Annotated in this window: 15 protein-coding genes and 2 pseudogenes; 8 read left to right on the top strand and 9 right to left on the bottom strand. The window is 65.5% G+C overall.

All coding sequences use genetic code 11. The annotated features are described in order from the left end of the window. Positions 1–151 precede the first annotated feature (151 nt). Together SVTN_RS41240 and SVTN_RS33935 are read right to left on the bottom strand one after the other, a co-directional pair. Entirely contained in the window at positions 152–319 is a 168-nt protein-coding gene (locus tag SVTN_RS41240) for a hypothetical protein (RefSeq protein ID WP_159026543.1), read from the bottom strand. A gap of 306 nt (positions 320–625) precedes the next feature. After that, positions 626–3,247, bottom strand: coding sequence for an ATP-binding protein (locus tag SVTN_RS33935; protein WP_078908613.1), 2,622 nt, complete (start codon positions 3,245–3,247; stop codon positions 626–628). Between the two features lie 1,014 nt (positions 3,248–4,261). Between SVTN_RS33935 and SVTN_RS33930 the strand changes: the two genes are divergently transcribed. The 4 genes from SVTN_RS33930 to SVTN_RS46260 all read left to right on the top strand — a co-directional run bounded on the left by SVTN_RS33930 (position 4,262) and on the right by SVTN_RS46260 (position 7,246). Continuing rightward, complete coding sequence (locus SVTN_RS33930; protein WP_041132521.1) at positions 4,262–4,792, top strand: hypothetical protein; 531 nt, start codon at positions 4,262–4,264, stop codon at positions 4,790–4,792. Positions 4,793–5,177: 385 nt separating this feature from the next. Next, on the top strand, positions 5,178–6,518 hold the full coding sequence (locus tag SVTN_RS33925; protein ID WP_245727739.1) for an AIPR family protein: 1,341 nt from the start codon (positions 5,178–5,180) through the stop codon (positions 6,516–6,518). Then, positions 6,464–6,721: a hypothetical protein gene (locus tag SVTN_RS45855; protein ID WP_245727738.1), complete on the top strand. Its 258-nt coding sequence runs from the start codon at positions 6,464–6,466 to the stop codon at positions 6,719–6,721. The genes SVTN_RS33925 and SVTN_RS45855 overlap by 55 nt, the downstream gene beginning before the upstream one ends. Before the next feature lie 396 nt (positions 6,722–7,117). Next, entirely contained in the window at positions 7,118–7,246 is a 129-nt protein-coding gene (locus tag SVTN_RS46260; RefSeq protein WP_281192589.1) for a hypothetical protein, read from the top strand. Positions 7,247–7,978: 732 nt separating this feature from the next. Here SVTN_RS46260 and SVTN_RS42665 read toward each other — a convergent pair. Further along, positions 7,979–8,910, bottom strand: a pseudogene (locus SVTN_RS42665) (IS5 family transposase). A 31-nt stretch (positions 8,911–8,941) separates the two neighbouring features. Continuing rightward, positions 8,942–9,526, bottom strand: coding sequence for a S1 RNA-binding domain-containing protein (locus SVTN_RS33905; protein ID WP_041132519.1), 585 nt, complete (start codon positions 9,524–9,526; stop codon positions 8,942–8,944). Positions 9,527–9,866: 340 nt separating this feature from the next. Between SVTN_RS33905 and SVTN_RS44475 the strand changes: the two genes are divergently transcribed. Then, entirely contained in the window at positions 9,867–12,320 is a 2,454-nt protein-coding gene (locus SVTN_RS44475; RefSeq protein ID WP_159026542.1) for a P-loop NTPase family protein, read from the top strand. 253 nt (positions 12,321–12,573) lie between these two features. Then, positions 12,574–13,323 carry an IS5/IS1182 family transposase gene (locus SVTN_RS33890; protein ID WP_041127278.1) on the top strand — a complete coding sequence of 250 codons (750 nt, stop codon included), beginning with the start codon at positions 12,574–12,576 and terminating at the stop codon, positions 13,321–13,323. 20 nt (positions 13,324–13,343) lie between these two features. On the opposite strand, the pseudogene SVTN_RS42660 reads toward SVTN_RS33890, so the two are convergent. Further along, positions 13,344–14,143: pseudogene (locus SVTN_RS42660) on the bottom strand (transposase family protein). A gap of 217 nt (positions 14,144–14,360) precedes the next feature. Between SVTN_RS42660 and SVTN_RS33880 the strand changes: the two are divergent. Next, positions 14,361–14,927, top strand: a complete 567-nt coding sequence (locus SVTN_RS33880) for a DUF4352 domain-containing protein (protein ID WP_063782296.1) — start codon at positions 14,361–14,363, stop codon at positions 14,925–14,927. A 9-nt stretch (positions 14,928–14,936) separates the two neighbouring features. Here SVTN_RS33880 and SVTN_RS33875 read toward each other — a convergent pair whose 3' ends face one another. The 3 genes from SVTN_RS33875 to SVTN_RS33865 form a co-directional block, all read right to left on the bottom strand. Continuing rightward, a complete protein-coding gene (locus SVTN_RS33875; RefSeq protein ID WP_041132515.1) occupies positions 14,937–15,920 on the bottom strand; it encodes an IS481 family transposase in 984 nt (327 codons plus the stop codon). A gap of 213 nt (positions 15,921–16,133) precedes the next feature. Then, positions 16,134–16,964, bottom strand: a complete 831-nt coding sequence (locus tag SVTN_RS33870; RefSeq protein WP_218922694.1) for a DUF2785 domain-containing protein — start codon at positions 16,962–16,964, stop codon at positions 16,134–16,136. A gap of 184 nt (positions 16,965–17,148) precedes the next feature. Further along, complete coding sequence (locus tag SVTN_RS33865) at positions 17,149–18,018, bottom strand: IS5 family transposase (RefSeq protein WP_041132516.1); 870 nt, start codon at positions 18,016–18,018, stop codon at positions 17,149–17,151. Positions 18,019–18,176: 158 nt separating this feature from the next. Here SVTN_RS33865 and SVTN_RS33860 point away from each other — a divergent pair, with 158 nt between their 5' ends. Beyond that, positions 18,177–19,160, top strand: a complete 984-nt coding sequence (locus SVTN_RS33860; protein ID WP_041132515.1) for an IS481 family transposase — start codon at positions 18,177–18,179, stop codon at positions 19,158–19,160. Between the two features lie 224 nt (positions 19,161–19,384). Here the strand turns inward: SVTN_RS33860 and SVTN_RS33855 are convergent, their stop codons facing one another. Next, positions 19,385–20,380, bottom strand: coding sequence for a hypothetical protein (locus tag SVTN_RS33855; protein WP_041132514.1), 996 nt, complete (start codon positions 20,378–20,380; stop codon positions 19,385–19,387). Positions 20,381–20,529: the final 149 nt, after the last annotated feature.

The raw sequence follows: 20,529 nt of genomic DNA, 5'->3' as shown, positions 1-20,529 counted from the left end.
AGGTGTCGGCGGACGTGGTCGACCATGAGCGGGCCGCCCTCCTCATGGACAGGGAGCGTACGGTCACCGCACCCCGCCCCGCCCCAGGCCCAGCACCACCGATTAAATTCGGGGCCTCACCTGGACGACGCCGGCAGCCAGCGGACCAGCGTCATGCCGCCAGTCGCATCGCCTCCTGGGCGAGGGCCTGGGTCCTGCCGATCTCAACGACCGGTCGCCTGTAGCTCACGTCGATCCCGGAGCGCGTGGTGAACTCCACCAGTTCGTACCGCAGCGCACCCACGGCCGGAACAGCCACCGCGTCCAGGACGGCAGTCAACGCGGGGAGCTCTGCAGCAAGTTCCCATGACGTCGACACGAGGGGCAACACCCCCAGTTCGGGAAGGTCCGCCAGCCGGAAGCCTATTCGGACCTCCGGCGTCGGCCCGCGCCCTGCCTGGGCTGCCGCCCTTCGGTCAGCCAGGCTCGTCGGACAACCACACAGCGATCCCCGTCCGCCCGCCGGCTCCAAGAACCGAGTTCCGTCGCAGACATGGAAAGTCTCAGCCCAGGAAGCTCAACCGCACCTGACGGTCGGGGTTGTCCTTGTTGGTGTCCGCCGATCTCCGCAAGGACAACCCCGACCTCACTCCCGCGCGCGTACGTTCCAGTGGCGAGGAGCTACCGGGGAATGACTTGCCGTGCCATGCCATCGTCCCGCTCCGGCGTGACCACTGTCTGGATTCTCGTCCTCAATCGGTGCCGACGTCCCGTCCTGATCGGTGAGCTGGTCCACGTCCTCGAACACCATCTCCAGCGCCGCGCGCAAACCCAGCTGTTGACCTTCTCGATACGCCCGTACGTACTCCGTCTCTCCGAGTGCTTGGCGGGCATGGTCCAGGCCTCGCTCACGGTGGGCGGCCATAGCGGCGAATCCGAAGAGCCGAGGAACGCCGGACGGGTGCCAGACGCGATCCGCGGCCCCCAGCACCAGGGCCGCTGAGCGGGCGCCACCGCAGGAAGCAAGTACCCAAGCAAGTGTCTCGCTCAGCGTCGCCTCTCCCATCTGTTCGTCGATCTCCCAGGCGTGCTGGAGCGCGCGTCGGAGCAGACCGAGAGCCTCCTTCGCTCGCCCTGTCTCTCCGTGCTCGATCGCGAGGGCCCACAACAGATAGCAGCGGTGCCAGGTGTCTCCCTGCGCTTCGGACATGTCCAAGGCCTCTTGAAGCAGCGTGGTGGAGCGAGCGTGGTCACCTTGGATGACGGCGGAGAAGCCGAGTTGGGCGATGCACTGCGGTTTCGTCAGCAGCATCACGGACCAGTGCCCCGTCCCCAGTGCGGACAGCGCGTAGCGTGCGCAGCCCTCGGCATCCTCGGCCATCAGCGCCATCAGGCTCCGCAGTTGCAGGAACGCCGCGGTCAGTTCGGCCCCGGCCACCTCGGACGCCGTGACGTCCACATCGGGCACAGCCGCCAAAGCCTGTTCACCCCGGCCGATCATCTCGAGGGTGCTTGTGCGGTCCCCGTGAAGGATCAGCAGAAAGCTGGCAACCCATACGGCCCGGCACCACGTCAGGGTCGTCTCCGGATGGGGTGGGAGCGGGTGCCGCTCGATGATCCTTCGCATCCACTGAGCACCCTCTCCCACATGGCCTGAGGTCAGGCAGTGCAGCCACAGGCCAAGGGACGCACGCAGCACCGTCTCCGCAGGCTCGCCGGCTGCCTGGGGTGACGTCACGATCTGCCGCAAATTCGCGTGCTCGGAGCGTAGGCGCCGCAGCCAGTCGGCCTGTTCGGACGATCCGTAGGCTGCCCCGGCCTGTGCGGCGAGGCCGAGGTACCAGGCGCGATGACGACGCAGTGCGCCCTGCGCCTGACCACTCTCCGCCAGGCGCTCCTGCCCGTAGGCCCGGACGGTCTCGAGCATGTACAGGCGGCTCCGGCCGCCTGTCTCCACCCTCGTGAGCAATGACTTGTCCACGAGCCCGGCCAGGGACTCGAAGACTTCTTCAGGGGTGGCAATGTCCTGCGCTTCGTCTGCCGCGGTGCGCCCGCAGAGTTGCTCGGCATCAGTGAGCAAGACTCCGCCGGAGCACAGGGACAGCTGCTGCCAGGCGGCTCGCTCGGCATCGGTGCACAGCTCGTAGCTCCAGTCGAAGAGCGCGCGCAACGCATGGTGACGAGGGTGAGCCGTACGGTCGCGTCCGCCAGGGCCGAGGAGAGCGAACCGGTGATCCAGCCGTTCGAGGAGCTCGTCGAGAGTCAGCGTGCGCAGCCGACGTGCGGCGATCTCCAGCGCGAGAGGCAGCCCGTCCAGCGTTCGGCATACTTGGGCGAGAACGGTCTGATTCGCCCTCGTCACCCGGAAGCCTGGAGACGCGGCCCTTGCTCGGTCGACGAAAAGGGTGACCGCCGGCGAGGCCGCGCGAAACTCGACCTCGTCACCGGCTTCGCCTCGATGGCCGCCCCCCAGGACGGGCAAGGCCAAGGGCTTCACCTGCAACACATACTCTTCCCCGATATCGAGGGGCTGCCGACTGGTGGTGAGGATGCGGAGCTCCGGCAAGAGCGTGAGCAGGGCGCGGACGGTTTGAGCGCTCGCATCCAGAACGTGCTCACAGTTGTCGAGCAGGAGGAGCACGCTACGCCCCTGTAACGCTCTGGTGAGTTCATCCAGAGGATCCTGCTCGGCTGCGGTCTGCACACCGACCGCCGCGGCGACCGCTGCCGCGACGGCATCGCCGCGGTTGACATCGGCCAGCTCCACGCGGTAGCTGCCATCCTTGAAGCGGCCGGCCACGTGTCGGACAAGTCGTCCGGCCAACCGCGTCTTGCCCACACCGCCGACTCCGGCCAATGTGACCAGTCGGCAGCGTTCGATCATTTCGCTGCCTACCTCGAGTTCGCCCTCGCGGCCCACAAAACTAGTGGCTTCCTCCAGACCCACGTCGCGCGAGTCGAATGACACAGATGTCCGTTCCTTCTCTGGACCGAACATGTCGTGCCGGACTTGCTCCCAGCGCTTTTCCCATGGGTCTGGATCCGCGCCGCAGGCGCGGACGTAGGCCAGCAGCACCTGCAGGGTGGGGAGTCGACGCCCAGCAGCGGCCTGGGAAAGGGTACTGGCCGAGAAATGGGCCATGTCGGCCATCTCCATGTAGGTCAGGCCGGCCCTTTCACGCAGGTCACGCAAACCCAGCGCGAAGCGTTCCAGTGGGCCGGCCTGCGGATCGAGCGGTTGCTCCCGACGTCCCGGCTTTCCTGCCAACTCTGTTCACCTTTCAGGATGTTCAGTTTGATGATTCGTTGATTATGACTGTTCGCACAACGTGGCGATCATCTCGACCGCCCCCGATGCTCGGGGGTGACCGGACGCCCGACAGCGGACCGGAGTGGACCGCAGACGATGCACCGACGGAAAGAGGATTCACCATGTGGAACAAGTGCCAGCGCTGCGATGGCAAGGGGCAGTGCACCACGTGCGACGGAACCGGATACCGCGGCGTGTGGAAGTGCGACAGCTGCCGCGGCAGTGGCGACTGCAAGGCATGCGACGGCCGTGGCTGACCACACGATCGCGCCAGTGTGGCCTGATCCTCCGGTGAGGACTTGTACCTCGCGGCGCGTACTCCCACCACCTCGAACAGGAAGCTGAAATGTGGAAGCGCGTTCTTTGTGGGGCCTTGGTGTGCTTGTCAACGCTGGTTGCCCTGGGGCTCGCAGCCTGGGCGCTTCTGGGAGACCTGGACCAGGCTGATCAGGTGGCTAGTGTCTGCGGAGCAATCGCGGGCGTCATCGCGGCTGTCGTGCCGCTGGTGATCCTCTTGAGGACGCCGAGCACCCCATCCGCGGTAATCACCATGCGCGCCGGACGCGGCTCGCTTCTGGCCCAGGGAAGCATCGAGCGGTCACACGCCCGCGTGCCTCGTGACGGCTCGTCACAGGTCGATGCCGGTGAAGATGTGCACATGGCGGCGGGAGACGGTTCCGTCCTCTCCGGTGCTGGTCTTCGAGACGTAGTAGCGGGAGAGGACGCCATCTCCTCATGACAGGTGCCCGAGACGCTGACGATCCCCTCGACGGGGCACGGCCGTCCGTACCTCCCCCTCCCACTCATCCCCCCTCCACCAGGTTCACTGCGGGCGACGGGGCACTGCTGGCAGGCCACAACATCACGAATCCGAGCACCGGCCCGTCCATCGGCCGGGACAACCGGGGCACCGTCGCCGGCCGGGACATCAACAACACGACCAAGAAGGGAGGGCGCTGGTGGATCCCGCTCATGGTCCTGCTCCTGGCCGGAACGGGTGGGGGCGTGTACTGGGCCACGCAGGGAACCGGAAAATCCGTCCGCGATGTCGGAGCTCAGCCCGGCGAAGCTGGTGTGCGCGACACGTGGACCACCACCTCCGAAGCGGTACGGAGGGGAGATGGGGAGACCGTGTGTGCCCTCATGACGGTGGACTACCGCAAGAAGTTGGAAGACACGGCCCCGGACAAGTGCGCCAAGGCTGTGGGGGAACTCTTCGCCAGCTCGGAGTCCTCGACGCTGGACGAGGCGGCATCCGGCAGTCTCCGAGAGGTGGCGGTGCAGGGGGAATGGGCCGAGGTCGTTCAGGTGCGGCCAGGCGATCCGGAGCCGTCCTACAGCTACATGGAGCGCTTCGGCGACAGATGGCGCTGGTCGCATCGGGTCCTCTTCGCCGAGTTCCACCCCGAGAAGTGTCCACAGGTCACCTGGAACGATTCCGGATCGCAGGATCCCAGGTGCCGCCTGGAATCACTGTTTCCGCCTGACGCGTCCGGGCAGTAACTGCCCGGCGCACCCCGACGTCGCCAGGCTCGGAGAGGGCCTGGCGACGCACACGCAGCTAGGTCACGCCGAGCGCGCGCTACGACCTGATCTACGCCACTTCGAGGGGTTTCCTCTTCCTGGGTGAGCCTGCGGCCATCTTGCCTCGTTCGCCTGCGCACCGGGGTGTTGGACGACGTCTGCTCAAAACAACGATCAGCGGCTTCTGGACCGGATTCTGGATGATCAGCACCGGCGGCTGGCGCCGCAGAAGGGACGGGACGACTTCTTCACATTCTTCGCAGCCGACAAGGCACTGCAGGATTGGGATCTGGACAACGACGAAATCATCGACGGCATAGTCGACGGCGCACACGACTGCGGCATCGACGGCATCTGGTCATTCGTGGACGGCCGCTACGTCACTTCTGACGCCCACCAGTACCTCACTCAGCGTGCCAGCACCATCGAGCTGGTCGTGCTTCAGGTGAAGACCTCGCCCGGCTATCAGGAAACGGTCTTCGAGAAGCTCCACTTCCATCTGCCCACGCTTCTCGACATGAGCCGCGACGAGGACGAGCTGGGCTCTCACACCAATGCGAAACTCCTCGAGCGCACACGACGCTTCCTCCGCGTTCTCGAAGACCTGGCCTCCTCGTTCCCACAGGTGCGGGTCAAGGTGATCTACGCCAGCAAGGCGGCTGAGGGCCCTCGCCCCAACGTGAAGGCGAAGGGAGATCGGCTCCGTCGAGAAATTTCCAAGATCACATCGGACACACAGGCGACGATCGAGTATCTCAACGCGGCAGACCTTCGCGAACGAACCGCCCGTGGCGCGAAGGCGGTGGCGCAGCTCGTCTTCACCGAGACCCCCATGAGCACGTCTCTCGGGGAGGGGTACGTGTGCCTGGCACGGCTCGATGAGTACTACCGCTTCATCGCCTCGGACAACCAGGCCCTCCGACTGGAGCCGTTCGAGTCGAACGTGCGGGACTACGCCGGTTCCACAGCGGTGAACAATGCCATTGGTGAGACTTTGAAGTCGGGCACCGGCGAAGACTTCTGGTGGTTCAACAACGGTGTCACGGTCGTCGCCGACGCAGCGCAGATCGCGGGCAAGAAGATCGTCATCAAGGATCCACAGATCGTCAACGGACTTCAGACGAGTCACGAGGTCTACAGCTTCTTCCAAGCCGGTGGTCATCACCGCGATCGCTCTCTGCTCGTCAAAATCGTGGTCGCACCGGAGAACGGGACGGCTCGCGACAGGATCATCCGGGCCACCAACAGTCAGACCCAGCTGCCGGCCGGTGCGCTGAGGGCCACCGAACCGATTCAGAAGGACATCGAAGAGAGTCTCACGCATGGCGGCGGCGGCTACTACTACGAGCGGCGCGCCAGCTACTACCGCAACCTCGGGTTCCCGCTTGATCAGGTGGTCTCCATGGCGCGGTTGGCACGCGAGTTCACGGCCTTCGCGCTCCGCGAGCCGCACGTCGCGCTCAGGCACTCAGAGGCCTTACTGCTCGAGGACAAGCACTACCACCAGATCTTCTCCTCGAAAGTGGACCTTGACCTCTACCGTCTGTCCCTCGACGTCCACACCCGGATTCGGCAGCACCTGAATGCGTACGCCGAGGATCGCCCCCTTCTCGGGGAGACCATCGAGAACTGGCTCTACCCCTTGCCGCAGTGTCCGCCTACGCGCTCACGCGGCTGCGCCGGCCCACTCCACGTGATCTCCTGAACATCGACCTCGACCACCTCAACACCGAGCTCATGGACCGTCTGACAGGCGTGCTCGACCAGTACTTCAAAACAGCCCTACGCAATAACAAGGCCGGCGGGGTCGACCGGATCGCCCGAAGCCCCGAATTCACCAACCGCATCCGCCAGACGGTCGTGTCCCAAAGTCGCTTCCACATCGAACATGCGTCGAAGGACGTCTGAATCACTCAGCGACAGATGCGTTCCTCGGCGAACACGTCCCCCCGCAGGGTGCCGGGGCGCCGCTGCACCACGCGGCGCCTCCGGTTCGCAGGGGCGGATGCGTCATGCAGCAGCGAGCCGCTACCCGAGGAACGACAACCGCACCTGCCGCTGCGGGTTGTCCCTGTTCGTGTCCACCAACCTCCGTTAGGACAACCACAGGTTAGCCGGATGACTACGTGCCCTGGGATGACCACGGCGGCTAGAACACCAGAAGGTGTTCTACCGCGGCGAGCGGGTGGTGCTGGTCTGGGACGGGCTGTCGGCTCACTGGAGCCGGGTGATGCGGGCCCGGGCCGCCGAACAGGACTGGCTCGCCTGGAGCGATTACCCGCCTACGCACCCGAGCTCCACCCGGTGGAACTGCTGTGGTCCTCGCTCGAGAAACGCGAGCTCGCCAACCTCGCCGGCGACCACCTCGCCGACGTCGCCGAGGCCACCGAAGAGGGCATCCACCGGATCAACCAGAACCGGCAGCCGCCCTGATCCTTCCTCGCTCACACCGGCCTCACCCTCCACCCACCAGCACCACAGACCTAACGAAAAGATCAGTAAGCCACCGCCTGACCAGGCAGCCATCTCGACGTTGTCCCCGCTTTCGGAACCCGAGCTGGCGCAGCGATGCCTCGCACACCTGCCGCACGCAGGCGGTGTCACCGCGGACTGGGGTGGGCACGCCCCCGGGCCCGACTAGGAGCTGTCCGGCCGATCATGTGACTGTGATGGAACATGCATGATGTCGCCCAGGTCCTGGCATCTGCGACGCCACCACGGCCAGGCATTTGGAGTGTGAGGGTCGGGCAGAGTACGTGCCAGGAAGTCGGCGTCGGCTTCTTTGACGGCCGAAGCGATTTCCCGGGCCGCTCGTCTGTCGAGAGCCCCGATGGCTCGCTCTATCAGGAAGCGGTCGTCCCAGATGTCGTAACCGGGCAGATGCGGTTTGGGCAGGTAGAGCGGCCATCCTGAACGGTGCACGAAGCCCCGCCAGCATCGGACGGCGTGTTCGAGCGCTTGGACAGGAAGGCCGCGTTCGGCCTCGAACCGGGCCGCCTGGCGACGCGTATGGGGTGAGAACTGTGAGGACCGGCGCCGGTAGTCCCGAAGATGGGACCGACAGGCAGCGTCCAGACGTAGAGCAGCCGCCGTCTTGCGGGGCATGACTCTTCTTTCGAAGTGGTAATCTCGGCAGGTCACTCTACTGCCTGGTCTTGCGGTGGTTCACGTCCTGAGCCAGATGGCCAGCGCCGCAGCGGTTGCGGTGCCGAGGTAGACATAGCCACGTTTGTCATATCTGGTGGCGACGGCTCTGGCGTGCTTGAGCTTATTGATGGCCCGTTCGACGGTGTTGCGCTTCTTGTACCGCTCTTCGTCGAAGCCGGGTGGCCGTCCGCCGCGTGAGCCTCTGCGCCGGCGGGCGGCCTGGCTGTCGGTCTTCTCCGGGATCGTGTGCCGGATGCCCCGGCGCCGCAGGAAGTTCCGGACGGGCCCGTTGCTGTAAGCCTTGTCGGCGGCAACGCTGTCGGGCTTCTTGCGGGGTCTGCCCGGCCCGAGGCGAGGGATGCGGATCTTCTCCAGCACCGGCTGGAGCTGGGTGCAGTCCGCCCGCTGACCTGGTGTGATGATCAGGGACAGCGGGCGGCAGCGGCCGTCCGCGCTCAGGTGGAGCTTGGTGGTGAATCCGCCGCGCGAGCGGCCCAGGCCCTCACCTCCCGCACCACCTCCACCAGGCGGGCGACGAGGCTCTGCCACGGCGTCTCGTCCTGGTGTTCTGCCAGTTCGGCCCCCTTTGAGCCGGGCGCCGGCGGTGGGTCGGTGCGGGCACCGGCGGCATGCTGATGCGCACGGACGATGGTGGAGTCGACCGCGACGTCCCAGTCGATCTCGCCTGCGGCGTCGGCGGCGGCCTGGACCTGCTGGAGCAGACGCTCCCAGGTGCCGTCGGCCAACCACAGGCGGTGGCGTTCGTAGACGGTCTTCCACGGCCCGAACCGTTCGGGCAGGTCACGCCACTGCACGCCGGTCCGCACTCGGTGCAGAATCCCGTCGATCACCTGCCGGTGGTCCCGCCACCGGCCACAACGCCTGTTACTGACCGGCAGGAACGGCCGCAGCTGTTCCCACTCGGCATCGCTCAGATCACCCCGCCCCATGCTCACATCAACGGCTTGGGCACGCTGGCCGTCACGTGGCCGGCACGACACCTTCGTGCCGGCCACCCTCCGATCTGGAGAGGAAGACCCGACGGGTTGGCAGCTCGATTTCCGTGACGACGACGGCGATCTCCTCTCCGACCTCGAAGTCTTCCACCGGACTCACCGCAGGCCGGCCGTGGACTGCTCTGAAGGGGGCCAGCCCGACAATCCCGTCCCCGAGGTCGACGAAGACGCCGAAGGGAAGCACCTTCTCAACCGTCCCGCAGAGTTCCTGGCCCACTGCTGTGCGGTCGGCGAAATCCTGAAGAGGGTCGGGTTCCAGTGCCTTCAAGGACAGCCTGGCCTCCGCGTTGTAGGTGTCGAACTGGAGGAACTCGCACGAGACACGCTGGCCTACCTGAACGACATCGGTGGCAGCGTCGATGTGCCGCCATGACAGTTCGGGGACGCCGATGAACCCGACACCGGGGAAGAGGGGATGGGCAGGCCCGTCGTCCAGGGCCACGAAAACCCCGAACCGTTCGATCGCCGCGACGGTCCCGGACAGGATGTTGCCGCGGTGCAGGGACTCCAGGAACGCCCAGAGTTCCGGGCTTTCAGACTGCCAATCCATACCGACACCCTGGCATACGAGATCGTGGGCCGACCATGCCCTCGACGAGCTACCCCCTCGCCATGCCTCAGCAGTCGGCACCATGATCGGCCGGACAAGTCCTAGGCGCACCCCGTCCGCTGTTCTCGGGGCGGAGGACGTTCTGTACCGGGGCACACCCCGGGGTTGACGCCTTGCCACCCGCCGAGCAACCCTGGAATGAGAAGAAATCAGTGGTACACAATTAGGTAATGCGGGCGCGGTACTTGACGGGGCCATCCGCCCTCCCAGGACAGCTCAGGCTATGCCCTGATTTTGTGAGAGCACTGCATCGTCCGCGGAAACCGAGCGGAGGCAGAGAATGCCTGGCAAGACCAGTGCATCTCCCCAGCGCTTCGTCGTTGTCTCAGGTGACGGTATTGCGGACTGGGTGATCGCACGCAAGGCAGAAGTCGGGCGTCGTCGCGGGACCGGAAACAAATGGCAGACCCACGAAGCGGAAATCAGCGCGGGAGAACTTCCCGGCGGTGCCCGGCTCCTCGCAGAACTCGTGGAAGCCGTGAGGCCTGCAGATTTCAACGTTCGGACACAACGGTGGCCGGATTCGAGGGAAACTGAGAAACCGAAGCCACAGAACACGAAGCGTCTGGAGAAGGACGAGAAGCCCGAGAATGCCGAGCCTTTTGGTGAAGCAACAAAGATCAGCCACTACTACACCACTCTGGGCCTGTTCCCATTGGACGCTGAAGCGGAGAAGGAAAAGGAGGAGGACGAGAACCCCGTCGGGCGTTGGCGCGTGGCCGAAAATCTCGGAATCACCAAGCAGAGCAGCACGAAGCCTATCGACGTCGACGGCGATGTCAAGGAAGCGGAACTCGTCTTGATCGTCGACTCGGGCCTTGGTTATTGCAACCATCCCGGGAACTTGTTGAGTGCTATCGACAGGAAACGTCCGCCGAGTTCCGACGTAGCACCTTGGATATTGCTTAAGCTGGGCGGCGAAAAGTTCATCCAGATCGGCTCCAACAGCCCTCTGTGGGGGGCGCTGAAAAATCACAAGGACAGGCTCATCGTGGTGACAGCCGCGGATGACCTGCGTCGAAATGCTGGCGTGGAGATCAGTCAGGGAGTCTCTTGGGAGCGCGCTGCGGGCGACTGCACTACCGCTTTGCGTCGGATGCCCCTGCTGATCCAGTGTCGCTACGTGATCGTGTCCTTCGGCCCGGTGGGTGCGCTCCTATTCGATCGCGACGGCGAGGATAGGGGTGGGGGGAGGGTCAGGAACTATCTGCTGCTCTTTGATCCGGCCAGGCTCGAACGGTCGCCGGATTTCTGGGGCCACGGGCAGATGTGGGGTTACACCTCGACGCTCATGGCTGCTCTTGCCAGTGTGCTGATGAACCAAAGTCAGATAGAACCGGATGCAGCACGCATCAAGAGTGGAGTTCAAATCGGGCTGCGGGCCATGCACAGACTCTACGAGTGCGGATTCGGCAAGGCACGACTCACTCCTCCCAAGGCGCCGGATCTGCCGGCTGAGACGGGGCTGCCCGCAAATGCTGCTGCGCCGGTGACAGGAAGTGCTCCGCAGCAGAAGGTGGAACGCTTCAGGCCGGCGTTTCCCGTGAATGATGTCGCATCGGTCATCAAGGACGGATTGGATGAGGGCAAGAGTAAGGATCCGAAGGGCTGGGCGCGTGGCAAGCCTCCCGCCACGTTGGCCGAGGCAGAAGTGGATCCGACGGAGCCCTTCAGTTCATGGTCGATACTTGCCAACAACCATGAACGTCGTCTCCACCAGCTCGCTCGGGACATTGTGCTGAAGGGACCGACTATAGCTCTGGCGGATGTCCCGCGTGGCAAATACGGAGATCTCGTCACGGTGGATCGTGACGAGATAGAAAGCTTCCAGTCGGTCAGAGCGCTGGTCAGGGACTACGCAGAGAAGGGCGGTACCCGCGCACTGCCCCAGCCCAGACAGCGGATTCTGGAACCGCTGTCGATCGCCGTGTTCGGTGCTCCTGGATCCGGAAAATCAACCGCGGTCAGGGAGGTTATCTATTCACTGAAGATTCCGGATATAAGATTCGAGTTCAAAGAGTTCAACCTGTCGCAGTTCCGCGACACGTCCGATATGGAGGACTCGCTGCACCTGGTGCGCGATGACGGACTGAGGGGAGGTATACCGCTAGTTCTTTGGGACGAATTCGACACCTATTTTGAGCGTAAGCTCGGGTGGCTCCGGTATTTTCTCTCACCTATGCAGGATGGAACCTTCCAGCAGGGCCAGGCGGTGCATCCAATAGGGCAGTCAATCTTCGTCTTCGCCGGCGGCATATCCTCCAGTCTGAGCAGTTTTCAGAGTCAGGAAGGATTCACCGAGGCCAAAGGCCCTGACTTCGTGAGCCGGGTTCGTGGTGCCATGGAGCTCAAGGGAATCGACAAAACAGCCGGCGACGAACTGTACATCATCCGGCGTGCTGTTCTGCTCCGTTCCATTTTGGAAAAGGAGACCCAGCTATTCAGGACCCCAGTGGCAGATAACGATGTGATCGACCCGGGTGTGCTCAATGCACTACTGGAGGTCGACTCGTACCGGCACGGCGTTCGATCCATGAAAGCTATTGTGGCCACCAGTTCACTGTCCGGAGAATACTACTTCGGGCGGTCTAATCTCCCAGCGGAGACGCAGCTCAACCTGCATGTGGTGGCCCGAACATTCTATGACGAGATGCGGGATTCCACGTCGGTGAATGTTCCGTTGGGGACCCTTCTCGAAGCGAGTCCGAGTGGCAACGGGAAGGTCAGGAGGTGAGACCGTCTACGCAGGACGCGCTCGGTCACGGTGGCTCCATCTCGGCCAGGGGCGGGCCGGGCCACGCGCGTCCACAAGCGGGACACCGGTGCGGGGTTCGTAAGCCCCTGCGCCGGTCTCCAGTAGCTGGTCCTCACTAAGGATCTTCAGAGTGGTCACCGATCGGGTGACGGTCGAGGCTGGATAGCAGGCGAGGCCTTCGGGCAATGGTTCGAGATGTCTGACGTCTCAACCGCTGCGACCGGAGGCCTCGTTGGTCACCTATCCTGCCGCACTCGACCTGCCGCACGCGCTCGTGGAGTGGGTCACGATGCTGATCGTCACCCGCGAGGGTGACCGCCGCTGCAAACTGCGGCCCTCGCAGCGCGCGGTCATCGCCCTGGTATACCTGCGCGAGCACACCACCTATGCCAAGCTCGCCGCGGGCTTCCGGATCAGCGAGGGCACCGCCCACGCCTACGTACAGAGCGTGATCAAGCTCCTCGCCGCGAGGGCACCGTCCCTGACCCAGGCACTGCGCCGGGCGCGTCCCGCATACGTGTTGGTGGACGGCACCATCGCCGAGTGCGACCGGGTCGGCGATCGCGAACGGGACTACTCGGGCAAGGCCCGTCGGCACGGCGTGAACATCCAGGCCGTCACCGATCCGGCGGGCGAGCTGATCTGGTACTCGCCGGCACTGCCCGGCCGCACCGTCGACATCACCGCCGCCCGCACCCACCGCATCGTCACCGTCTGTGAACGACTGCGGATCCCCGTCCTCGCCGACAAGGCCTACGCAGGGGCCGGCGGAACGTTCCAGGTGCCGTTCAAACGCCACCTCGGACGCCCTCTCACCATGAGACAAGCAGCCGTCAACCGTGCACACGCACGACTCCGCTTCCCTGTCGAGCGGGCCTTCGCCCGCCTCAAGGCCTGGCGGATCTTCCGCAAAGCCCGCATCAGCCCCAACCGACTCACGTCAATCACCAAGGCCGTTCTCACCCTCGAGCGGCGACGCTGAAGATCCTTACTGAACCTCTTTCATCTTGAATAGCCGCAGGTCAGGAGCATATGGACGACCTGGAGGATCGTGCTGATGCGGCGGGTGGAGCATCTGGCTCGCCGTAGCAGTCGCCAGGACCTCAGCTGTACGAAAGCGCCTTCTCCCAGAGTCCTCAGCCGGGCGTGGTCACGGTTGAACTGCTGGTAGTGGGCGGGGTGTTCGTGGTGGTGGTACGGCGTGCGGAACGTGGCGCCGGCGCCCTGATAGGCGCGGTCCGCGAGAACGAGGATCTGCCGGGTCAGGCAGGCCTGGACGATGCCGTGGGCCCGGGCCGCGGTGAGGTCGCGGGTCCGGCCCGGGGTCGCGCGGGAGAACCAGAGCGGTGCGCCAGACGGGCGATGACCTGCACATTCATGCCATGCCTGCGGTGCTTTATCGAGTAGTACGGCTCGTCCGCGCGGATCCGGTCGATGGGGATCAAGGGGCCGTCAATGATGACGTGGGCGCCTTCACCGAGGCCGGTGAGGGCTTCATAAAGGCCGGACGCCCGGGAAGCCAGAACGTCCAAGGTGTCGCCGACGTACCGCCAAGCGGTGGCCTGGGATATCCCGAAGCCGGCTCCGAGCTGCGAGAACGTTTCGTTCTTGCGCAGATGGACAAGGGTGAGCAGTGCCTGTTGGAAGCAGCCGAGCTTGCGTCAGCGTGTGTTGCGGGCCCGGCGGTGTTCGTGAAGCAGCCAGGCAACATGCTCGACGAGCTCATGCGGGACGTCGAGCGTGGCAGGATACGGAACCAACAGGGCCCCTTCGGTCGCCGGTGTGTTGAGTGGAATCACCACGCCAACGACGAGGGGCCCTGTCTCGTCACTACACCCGCTGACTAGCCCATTTCACCCTTCAGCACAGGATGAAAGAGGTTCAGTGACATAGCGGCTCGCGCCTGGCGGACGCTGCGAAGCCTGGACCGCGCCAGGATGCGGTGCCCAGTCGCGCGGGAGATCATGTTGGTGTCCCGATGCATCGCGTCTTGGACGTCAAGGGCCTCTGGGAGAGAACATGTCCCGTCTACTGACGCTTACACTGACGGTGGCCATCGGTGCTGCAGGAGTTGCCTGTGGCACCCAGACCGTCACTGAGAGCCCAGCTACCAGCACGCCTGGACAAACCACCGGGCCTGGACAGCCGACGTCAAAGCCCAGTGCCTCGCCTACGTCAGCCGCGGTCGGCGACACGCTGAATCTCACCGGTTTCACCGGCAAGGCGAAACTCGCCGTCACCGTCGTGAAGGTGGTTGATCCGGCGACCGGCAAGGACACGCGCCCCGGAGCGGGAGAGCGGTACGTCGCCGTGCAGATTCGCCTGCACAACACAGGCGCCGAGGTCTACAGCGACGCACCCGACAACAGCGCCAAGGTCGTCGACGCTCAAGGCCAGCGGTTCAACTCCTGGATCACGGAAACAACTGCGGGCCCGGGCTTCGGCGGGACGGTGACGATCCCTGTTGGCGACACCGCGCTCGGGTACATCACCTTCAAGGTGCCGTCCGACTCCAAGATCACGAAGATCCAGTTCACGATGGAGAGCGGCTTCGCGAACAACACCGGTCAGTGGCACGTGCCATGACCGTTAAGGCTAGGTGTATTGACCCGCAGCGTTGTTGACGCGGGTGATGGGCGGGTGTCCGTCGAGTGCGGTGTGGCAGCGGTGGTGGTTGTAGGTGTGGAGGAAGTCTGCCAGGGCTTCGGTCCGCTCGGTGTTCGAGGTGTAGGGCCGTAGGTAGGCCCACTCGTCGAGGAGGGTGCGGTTGAAGCGTTCGACCTTGCCGTTCGTCTGCGGACGGTAGGGCCGGATCTTCTTGTGGGCGATACCCGCTGCCGTGAGGGTCTGGGTGAAGAGCTTGGACTTGTAGCAGGCGCCGTTGTCGGTCAGGACGCGTTGGACGGTGATGCCGTGGCCGGCGAAGAACGCGTTTGCCCGCTGCCAGAAGGCGATGGCGGTGTGCTGGCGTTCGTCGGGCAGGACCTCGCTGTAGGCCAGGCGGGAGTGGTCGTCGACGGCCGAGTGGATGTAGCTGTAACCGATCACCGGCGTGCAACTCTTGCGCTCGGTGGTGGTGGCCTGACGGTTTCGGTCGCCGGCTGCGCGGCCGACGGTCCGCCATCCGCCGCCGTCGGGGATGTTGCCGAGCTTCTTGATGTCCACGTGGACCAGCTCGCCGGGCCGGTCGCGTTCATAGCGGCGGATCGGCTGACCGGTGGGCCGGTCCAGCCAGGCCAGCCGGTTCAGGCCGTGCCGGACCAGGATCCGGTGCACGGTCGAGGCGGGCATGCCCAGGATCGGGCCGATCCGGGCAGGGCCGAGCTTGCGCTCGGAACGCAGCCGGCAGACCTTCGCCTCGACCACGGTGACGGTCCGGTGCGGGGTGGTGCGGGGACGGCTGGAACGGTCGTGCAGGCCCGCATCACCTTCGGCCCGCCAGCGGCGGACCCATTTGTGGGCCGTGGGACGGGATATGCCCATCTCCGCGGCCACATGCGCGACAGGACGGCCGGCAAGGACACGTTCGACCAGGATCCGCCTGCCGTGAACGGTCAGCCGGGCATTACGGTGGGACACGAAGACCTCCGTGCGGTGAAGCCTAGACACCTCCACCACACCGGAGGTCTTCGCCATGATCAAGACCAGCCAGCGTTAACAACGCTCGTGATCAATACAGCTAGGCCGTGTTTTAGGAACCATTGGGCTGGCTGGTCTGGTTAGTGTCGAGTGCCCATCGACGGGAACGCCTCACGTCTCTGGGAGATGGGCACCCCTCGGCGGCACCTGCGGTCATGCCCCCTGGAAGACCAGGGCCAGTACCTCAGTCAGGCGCCGCTTCAGCCCTTCCGCGTGCGGGGGGTGTACGGGGGCGGGGGCGCCGTCGATCCGGACGCCGGTGTCGGCGAGGAGGTACAGCATCCTGAGTGTGCGCATGGCGTTGGAGGTGTGCGCGGCCACGGTGGGAACGCCGCGCCGGCCGGCGGCGAAGTCCGTCTCAATCGCGTCCAGCCAGCCGGTGGCCTCGGCCTCGGAGAGTTCCGGGCGGGTCAGCGTGCGGGCGATGCCTTGGGCGAGGCGGTCATCTTCCTGCTGGGCGAAGATCTCGTCGGTCGGGGCCACGAGCCGCTCCGCCGCCAGGTCTAGCATCTCCTTCGGGTCGACCTCCGGATGGAGCCCGAAGGCGCCCAGCAGGTCGGCGCCGTGTGCGACGGCGTGGAGCCAGCCGAGTTCGCGGTCGTACCCGCGCAGGTCCGTCTCGGCGGGGAACCAACGCCGGAAGGCGGCGAGCCACGTCGGGTCGAAGTCGCCGCGACCGACGATCATGTCGAGCACGAGCGGGGCGAAGGTACGTGCCTGGATCTCAGGGTCGTCGAACCGGTCGGCCATCACAGTGCCCAGCCGGGTGCGCATCGGCTTGTCGATGACGTCCCGTTGGATCCAGGTGCGCAGCACCACGTAGGGGGCACCGTCGCGGATGTTTGGGTCCGGGTGGCGGAGGGCCTCGGCCAGTTCTGCGGCGAGGGCCGGAAGTTCGGCCGCCGCCGGGGCGGGGCAGTCGTTCTCGTAGAGGTACAGCCAGCGGGCCGCGTCGATGGGAGGCATGTCGTCGGTCTTGGTCACTGCCTCGCCTTCGGGGAGCGTCTCCGACAAGGCAACCGATTATCGGACGGATGCGGGGCGACAGGCGGCCCTGGCTCAGGGTGACCACCTGCCCGTAGCCAGGCCAGTCGGCGACTACGGGACCTCCCCTTGAGTCTGCTGCTCGTTCCCGGTGGCCGGGATGACACGGCCCGACGGCCGGGGTTCACACCCACTGGTTGATCGCCGCGACGTGAACGGCCGCCTCGAAACGCACGGCGAGCTTGTCGTATCTGGTCGCAACAGCCCGGTACTGCTTGAGGCGGCTGATCCCGCACTCCACCGCGTGACGCGCCTTGTAGTCCTGCCGGTCGAAAGCCGGCGGGCGGCCACCTGAGGATCCGAGGCGCTTGCGGTTGCGGATCTGGTCGGCCGGCTCCGGGATCGTGCACCGGACCCCGCGTCTGCGCAGGTAGGCGCGGTTGGCACGCGAGGAATACGCCTTGTCTCCCCGCACCCGCAGCGGTTTGCGTCTGGGGCGCCCACCGCCGGGCCTGGGCACCCGGATGGCTTCGAGGACCGGCTCGAACTGCGGGCTGTCGCCCCGCTGGCCCGCCGTTACCAGCAGCGACAGCGGCTTCTGGCCCTGCTCGCACGCCAGATGGATCTTCGTGGTGAAGCCACCGCGGGACCTGCCCAGCCCATGATCGTCCGGCTCGTGGCCGACCCCGCCGGGCGGTTCCTTCTGCCCAGCGCCGTTGCGGCGGGCACCGGCCGCATGCTGATGGGCCCGGCAGACCGTGGAGTCGACGTTGACTTCCCAGTCGATCAGCCCGAACGAGTCGGCCCTCGCCTGCAACAACGTCAGCAGCCGCGCCCATACGCCCTGGCGCTGCCACCTGCGGAACAGTCCGTAAACGGTCTGCCAGGGCCCGTACTCACACGGCAGGTCACGCCACGGAACACCGGTCCGCACCCGCCACCGCACACCGTCCACCAACATCCGCCGGGACGCCGACCTGCGACTCACACCAGCGGCAGGCAGCAACGACTCCAACACCGACCACTGCTCATCAGACAGATCCCCACGCCCCACACCATGATCATCACAGCGCGAGGCGTGAACCGGAACCCCGACCTAAAACACGGCCTAGGTGTATTGATCACGAGCGTTGTTAACGCTGGCTGGTCTTGATCATGGCGAAGACCTCCGGTGTGGTGGAGGTGTCTAGGCTTCACCGCACGGAGGTCTTCGTGTCCCACCGTAATGCCCGGCTGACCGTTCACGGCAGGCGGATCCTGGTCGAACGTGTCCTTGCCGGCCGTCCTGTCGCGCATGTGGCCGCGGAGATGGGCATATCCCGTCCCACGGCCCACAAATGGGTCCGCCGCTGGCGGGCCGAAGGTGATGCGGGCCTGCACGACCGTTCCAGCCGTCCCCGCACCACCCCGCACCGGACCGTCACCGTGGTCGAGGCGAAGGTCTGCCGGCTGCGTTCCGAGCGCAAGCTCGGCCCTGCCCGGATCGGCCCGATCCTGGGCATGCCCGCCTCGACCGTGCACCGGATCCTGGTCCGGCACGGCCTGAACCGGCTGGCCTGGCTGGACCGGCCCACCGGTCAGCCGATCCGCCGCTATGAACGCGACCGGCCCGGCGAGCTGGTCCACGTGGACATCAAGAAGCTCGGCAACATCCCCGACGGCGGCGGATGGCGGACCGTCGGCCGCGCAGCCGGCGACCGAAACCGTCAGGCCACCACCACCGAGCGCAAGAGTTGCACGCCGGTGATCGGTTACAGCTACATCCACTCGGCCGTCGACGACCACTCCCGCCTGGCCTACAGCGAGGTCCTGCCCGACGAACGCCAGCACACCGCCATCGCCTTCTGGCAGCGGGCAAACGCGTTCTTCGCCGGCCACGGCATCACCGTCCAACGCGTCCTGACCGACAACGGCGCCTGCTACAAGTCCAAGCTCTTCACCCAGACCCTCACGGCAGCGGGTATCGCCCACAAGAAGATCCGGCCCTACCGTCCGCAGACGAACGGCAAGGTCGAACGCTTCAACCGCACCCTCCTCGACGAGTGGGCCTACCTACGGCCCTACACCTCGAACACCGAGCGGACCGAAGCCCTGGCAGACTTCCTCCACACCTACAACCACCACCGCTGCCACACCGCACTCGACGGACACCCGCCCATCACCCGCGTCAACAACGCTGCGGGTCAATACACCTAGGCCCTGCTTCCGCTGCACCCCGGAGGTTGTCTCAGTTGCTAACCCTCGACTCCGCCAACCTCCGTTAGGACAACCCCAGCCTATCCGGATGGCAACGCACGCCGGTCCAGCCGCGGCCGTCACCTCGCGGGGTGACCACCATGGCTGAAGCGTCCGCTCGGTATGCGGTGGCGGGCCGTTCCCAGCCCATCACGCTGGCGTCACGGCTTCCTTGCCGAGCCGGATTACGAGTCGTAGCGTTCGGTCACCACCATCGTCGTCCCTGCGAGTACCGCTCCCACGGGCGCCTCAGCCCACTCGGCGAGCAGCAGCGGCTTCTCGTCCACGGACTTCAGCAAGTGAGTAATCTCCTCGGCGGTCGGCGCGACCGGAAGGGCGCAGCCGACCACGGCGTGGCCTGTCGCGCTGGTGTGGTTCCCGGGCTCCTCGTCGGGATCGTCCGGTACCCAACGGCTGACCTCGATCTCCCACGAAGCCTCGTGGTCGCCTGGTTCCGGAGCTTCGATCGTCAGATAGAAGCCGTCGGAGTCATACGGCTCCACGAAGAGGCGACAGCTGGGGTCATCGAGTGAAGCCCAAACGTCGCCGCCCTGGGAGTGCGCGGTGACCAGCACCCGGAGGGCAGCGACCGCCTTCTCCCGTTCTTCCGAGGTGAATTCCGACTCACGTCGGTCGAGCTGCTCGCGCGTCTCGTCGCTCAGCGTGTCCAGCCCGTCGTCGTACTTCACGAAGGGGTGCCCGAACTCCCAGCAGCGCTCGGTCTCCGGATCCTCCTCCGAGGAAGTTCCCGAGAAGTCCGCGAGTCCTGCCTGCAATCCATGCTTCTCTGCCTCCAGTTCGGATCGGATCGCCCTGCTGACCGTGTCGGGGAGAGCTGCCACGGCACTTTCCAGGTCGGCGAGCGCCTGGTGAAGCCGCAGGCAGACGTACTCGTACCACAGGCTGTGGGCACCGCCGAGAAGAGCGGTGCGGGCGGCAGGGTCGGTCAGCGCGGCGAGGTGCGTACGCGGGTAGTAGCCCACACGCCGTTCCCGGCGGTCGTGGATGCTGACAGGGACGGTGGCGAAGGCGGAAATCCGATTGAGGGCGTCGACGACCGGAACCGCGAGGCGAGGCTCGGCAAGACTCGTCACGGTCTTGGACACGACGCCGTCCGGACCCTCGTAGGTCGCCAGGATCTGAGTCTTTCCACGGGTGGCGTGCTGAGAGTAGATGGTCAAGGAAACGCCTTTCGACTGTCCGGCACACGACGGCCGGACAGAACAAGTGCACAGGAAGCGGGAAGGAGGTGATGGCGAGGGCGCTTTCCGACGCTCCGTACCTCAAGATGATCGGGGGTGGCCCAGGTGCTGTCCCAGGCTCCATTCCT

The sequence above is a fragment of the Streptomyces vietnamensis genome, assembly GCF_000830005.1.
GTDB lineage: Bacteria > Actinomycetota > Actinomycetes > Streptomycetales > Streptomycetaceae > Streptomyces > Streptomyces vietnamensis.
Note: the sequence above shows the minus strand (reverse complement) of the source record. Positions and strands in the feature narration are given on the sequence as shown.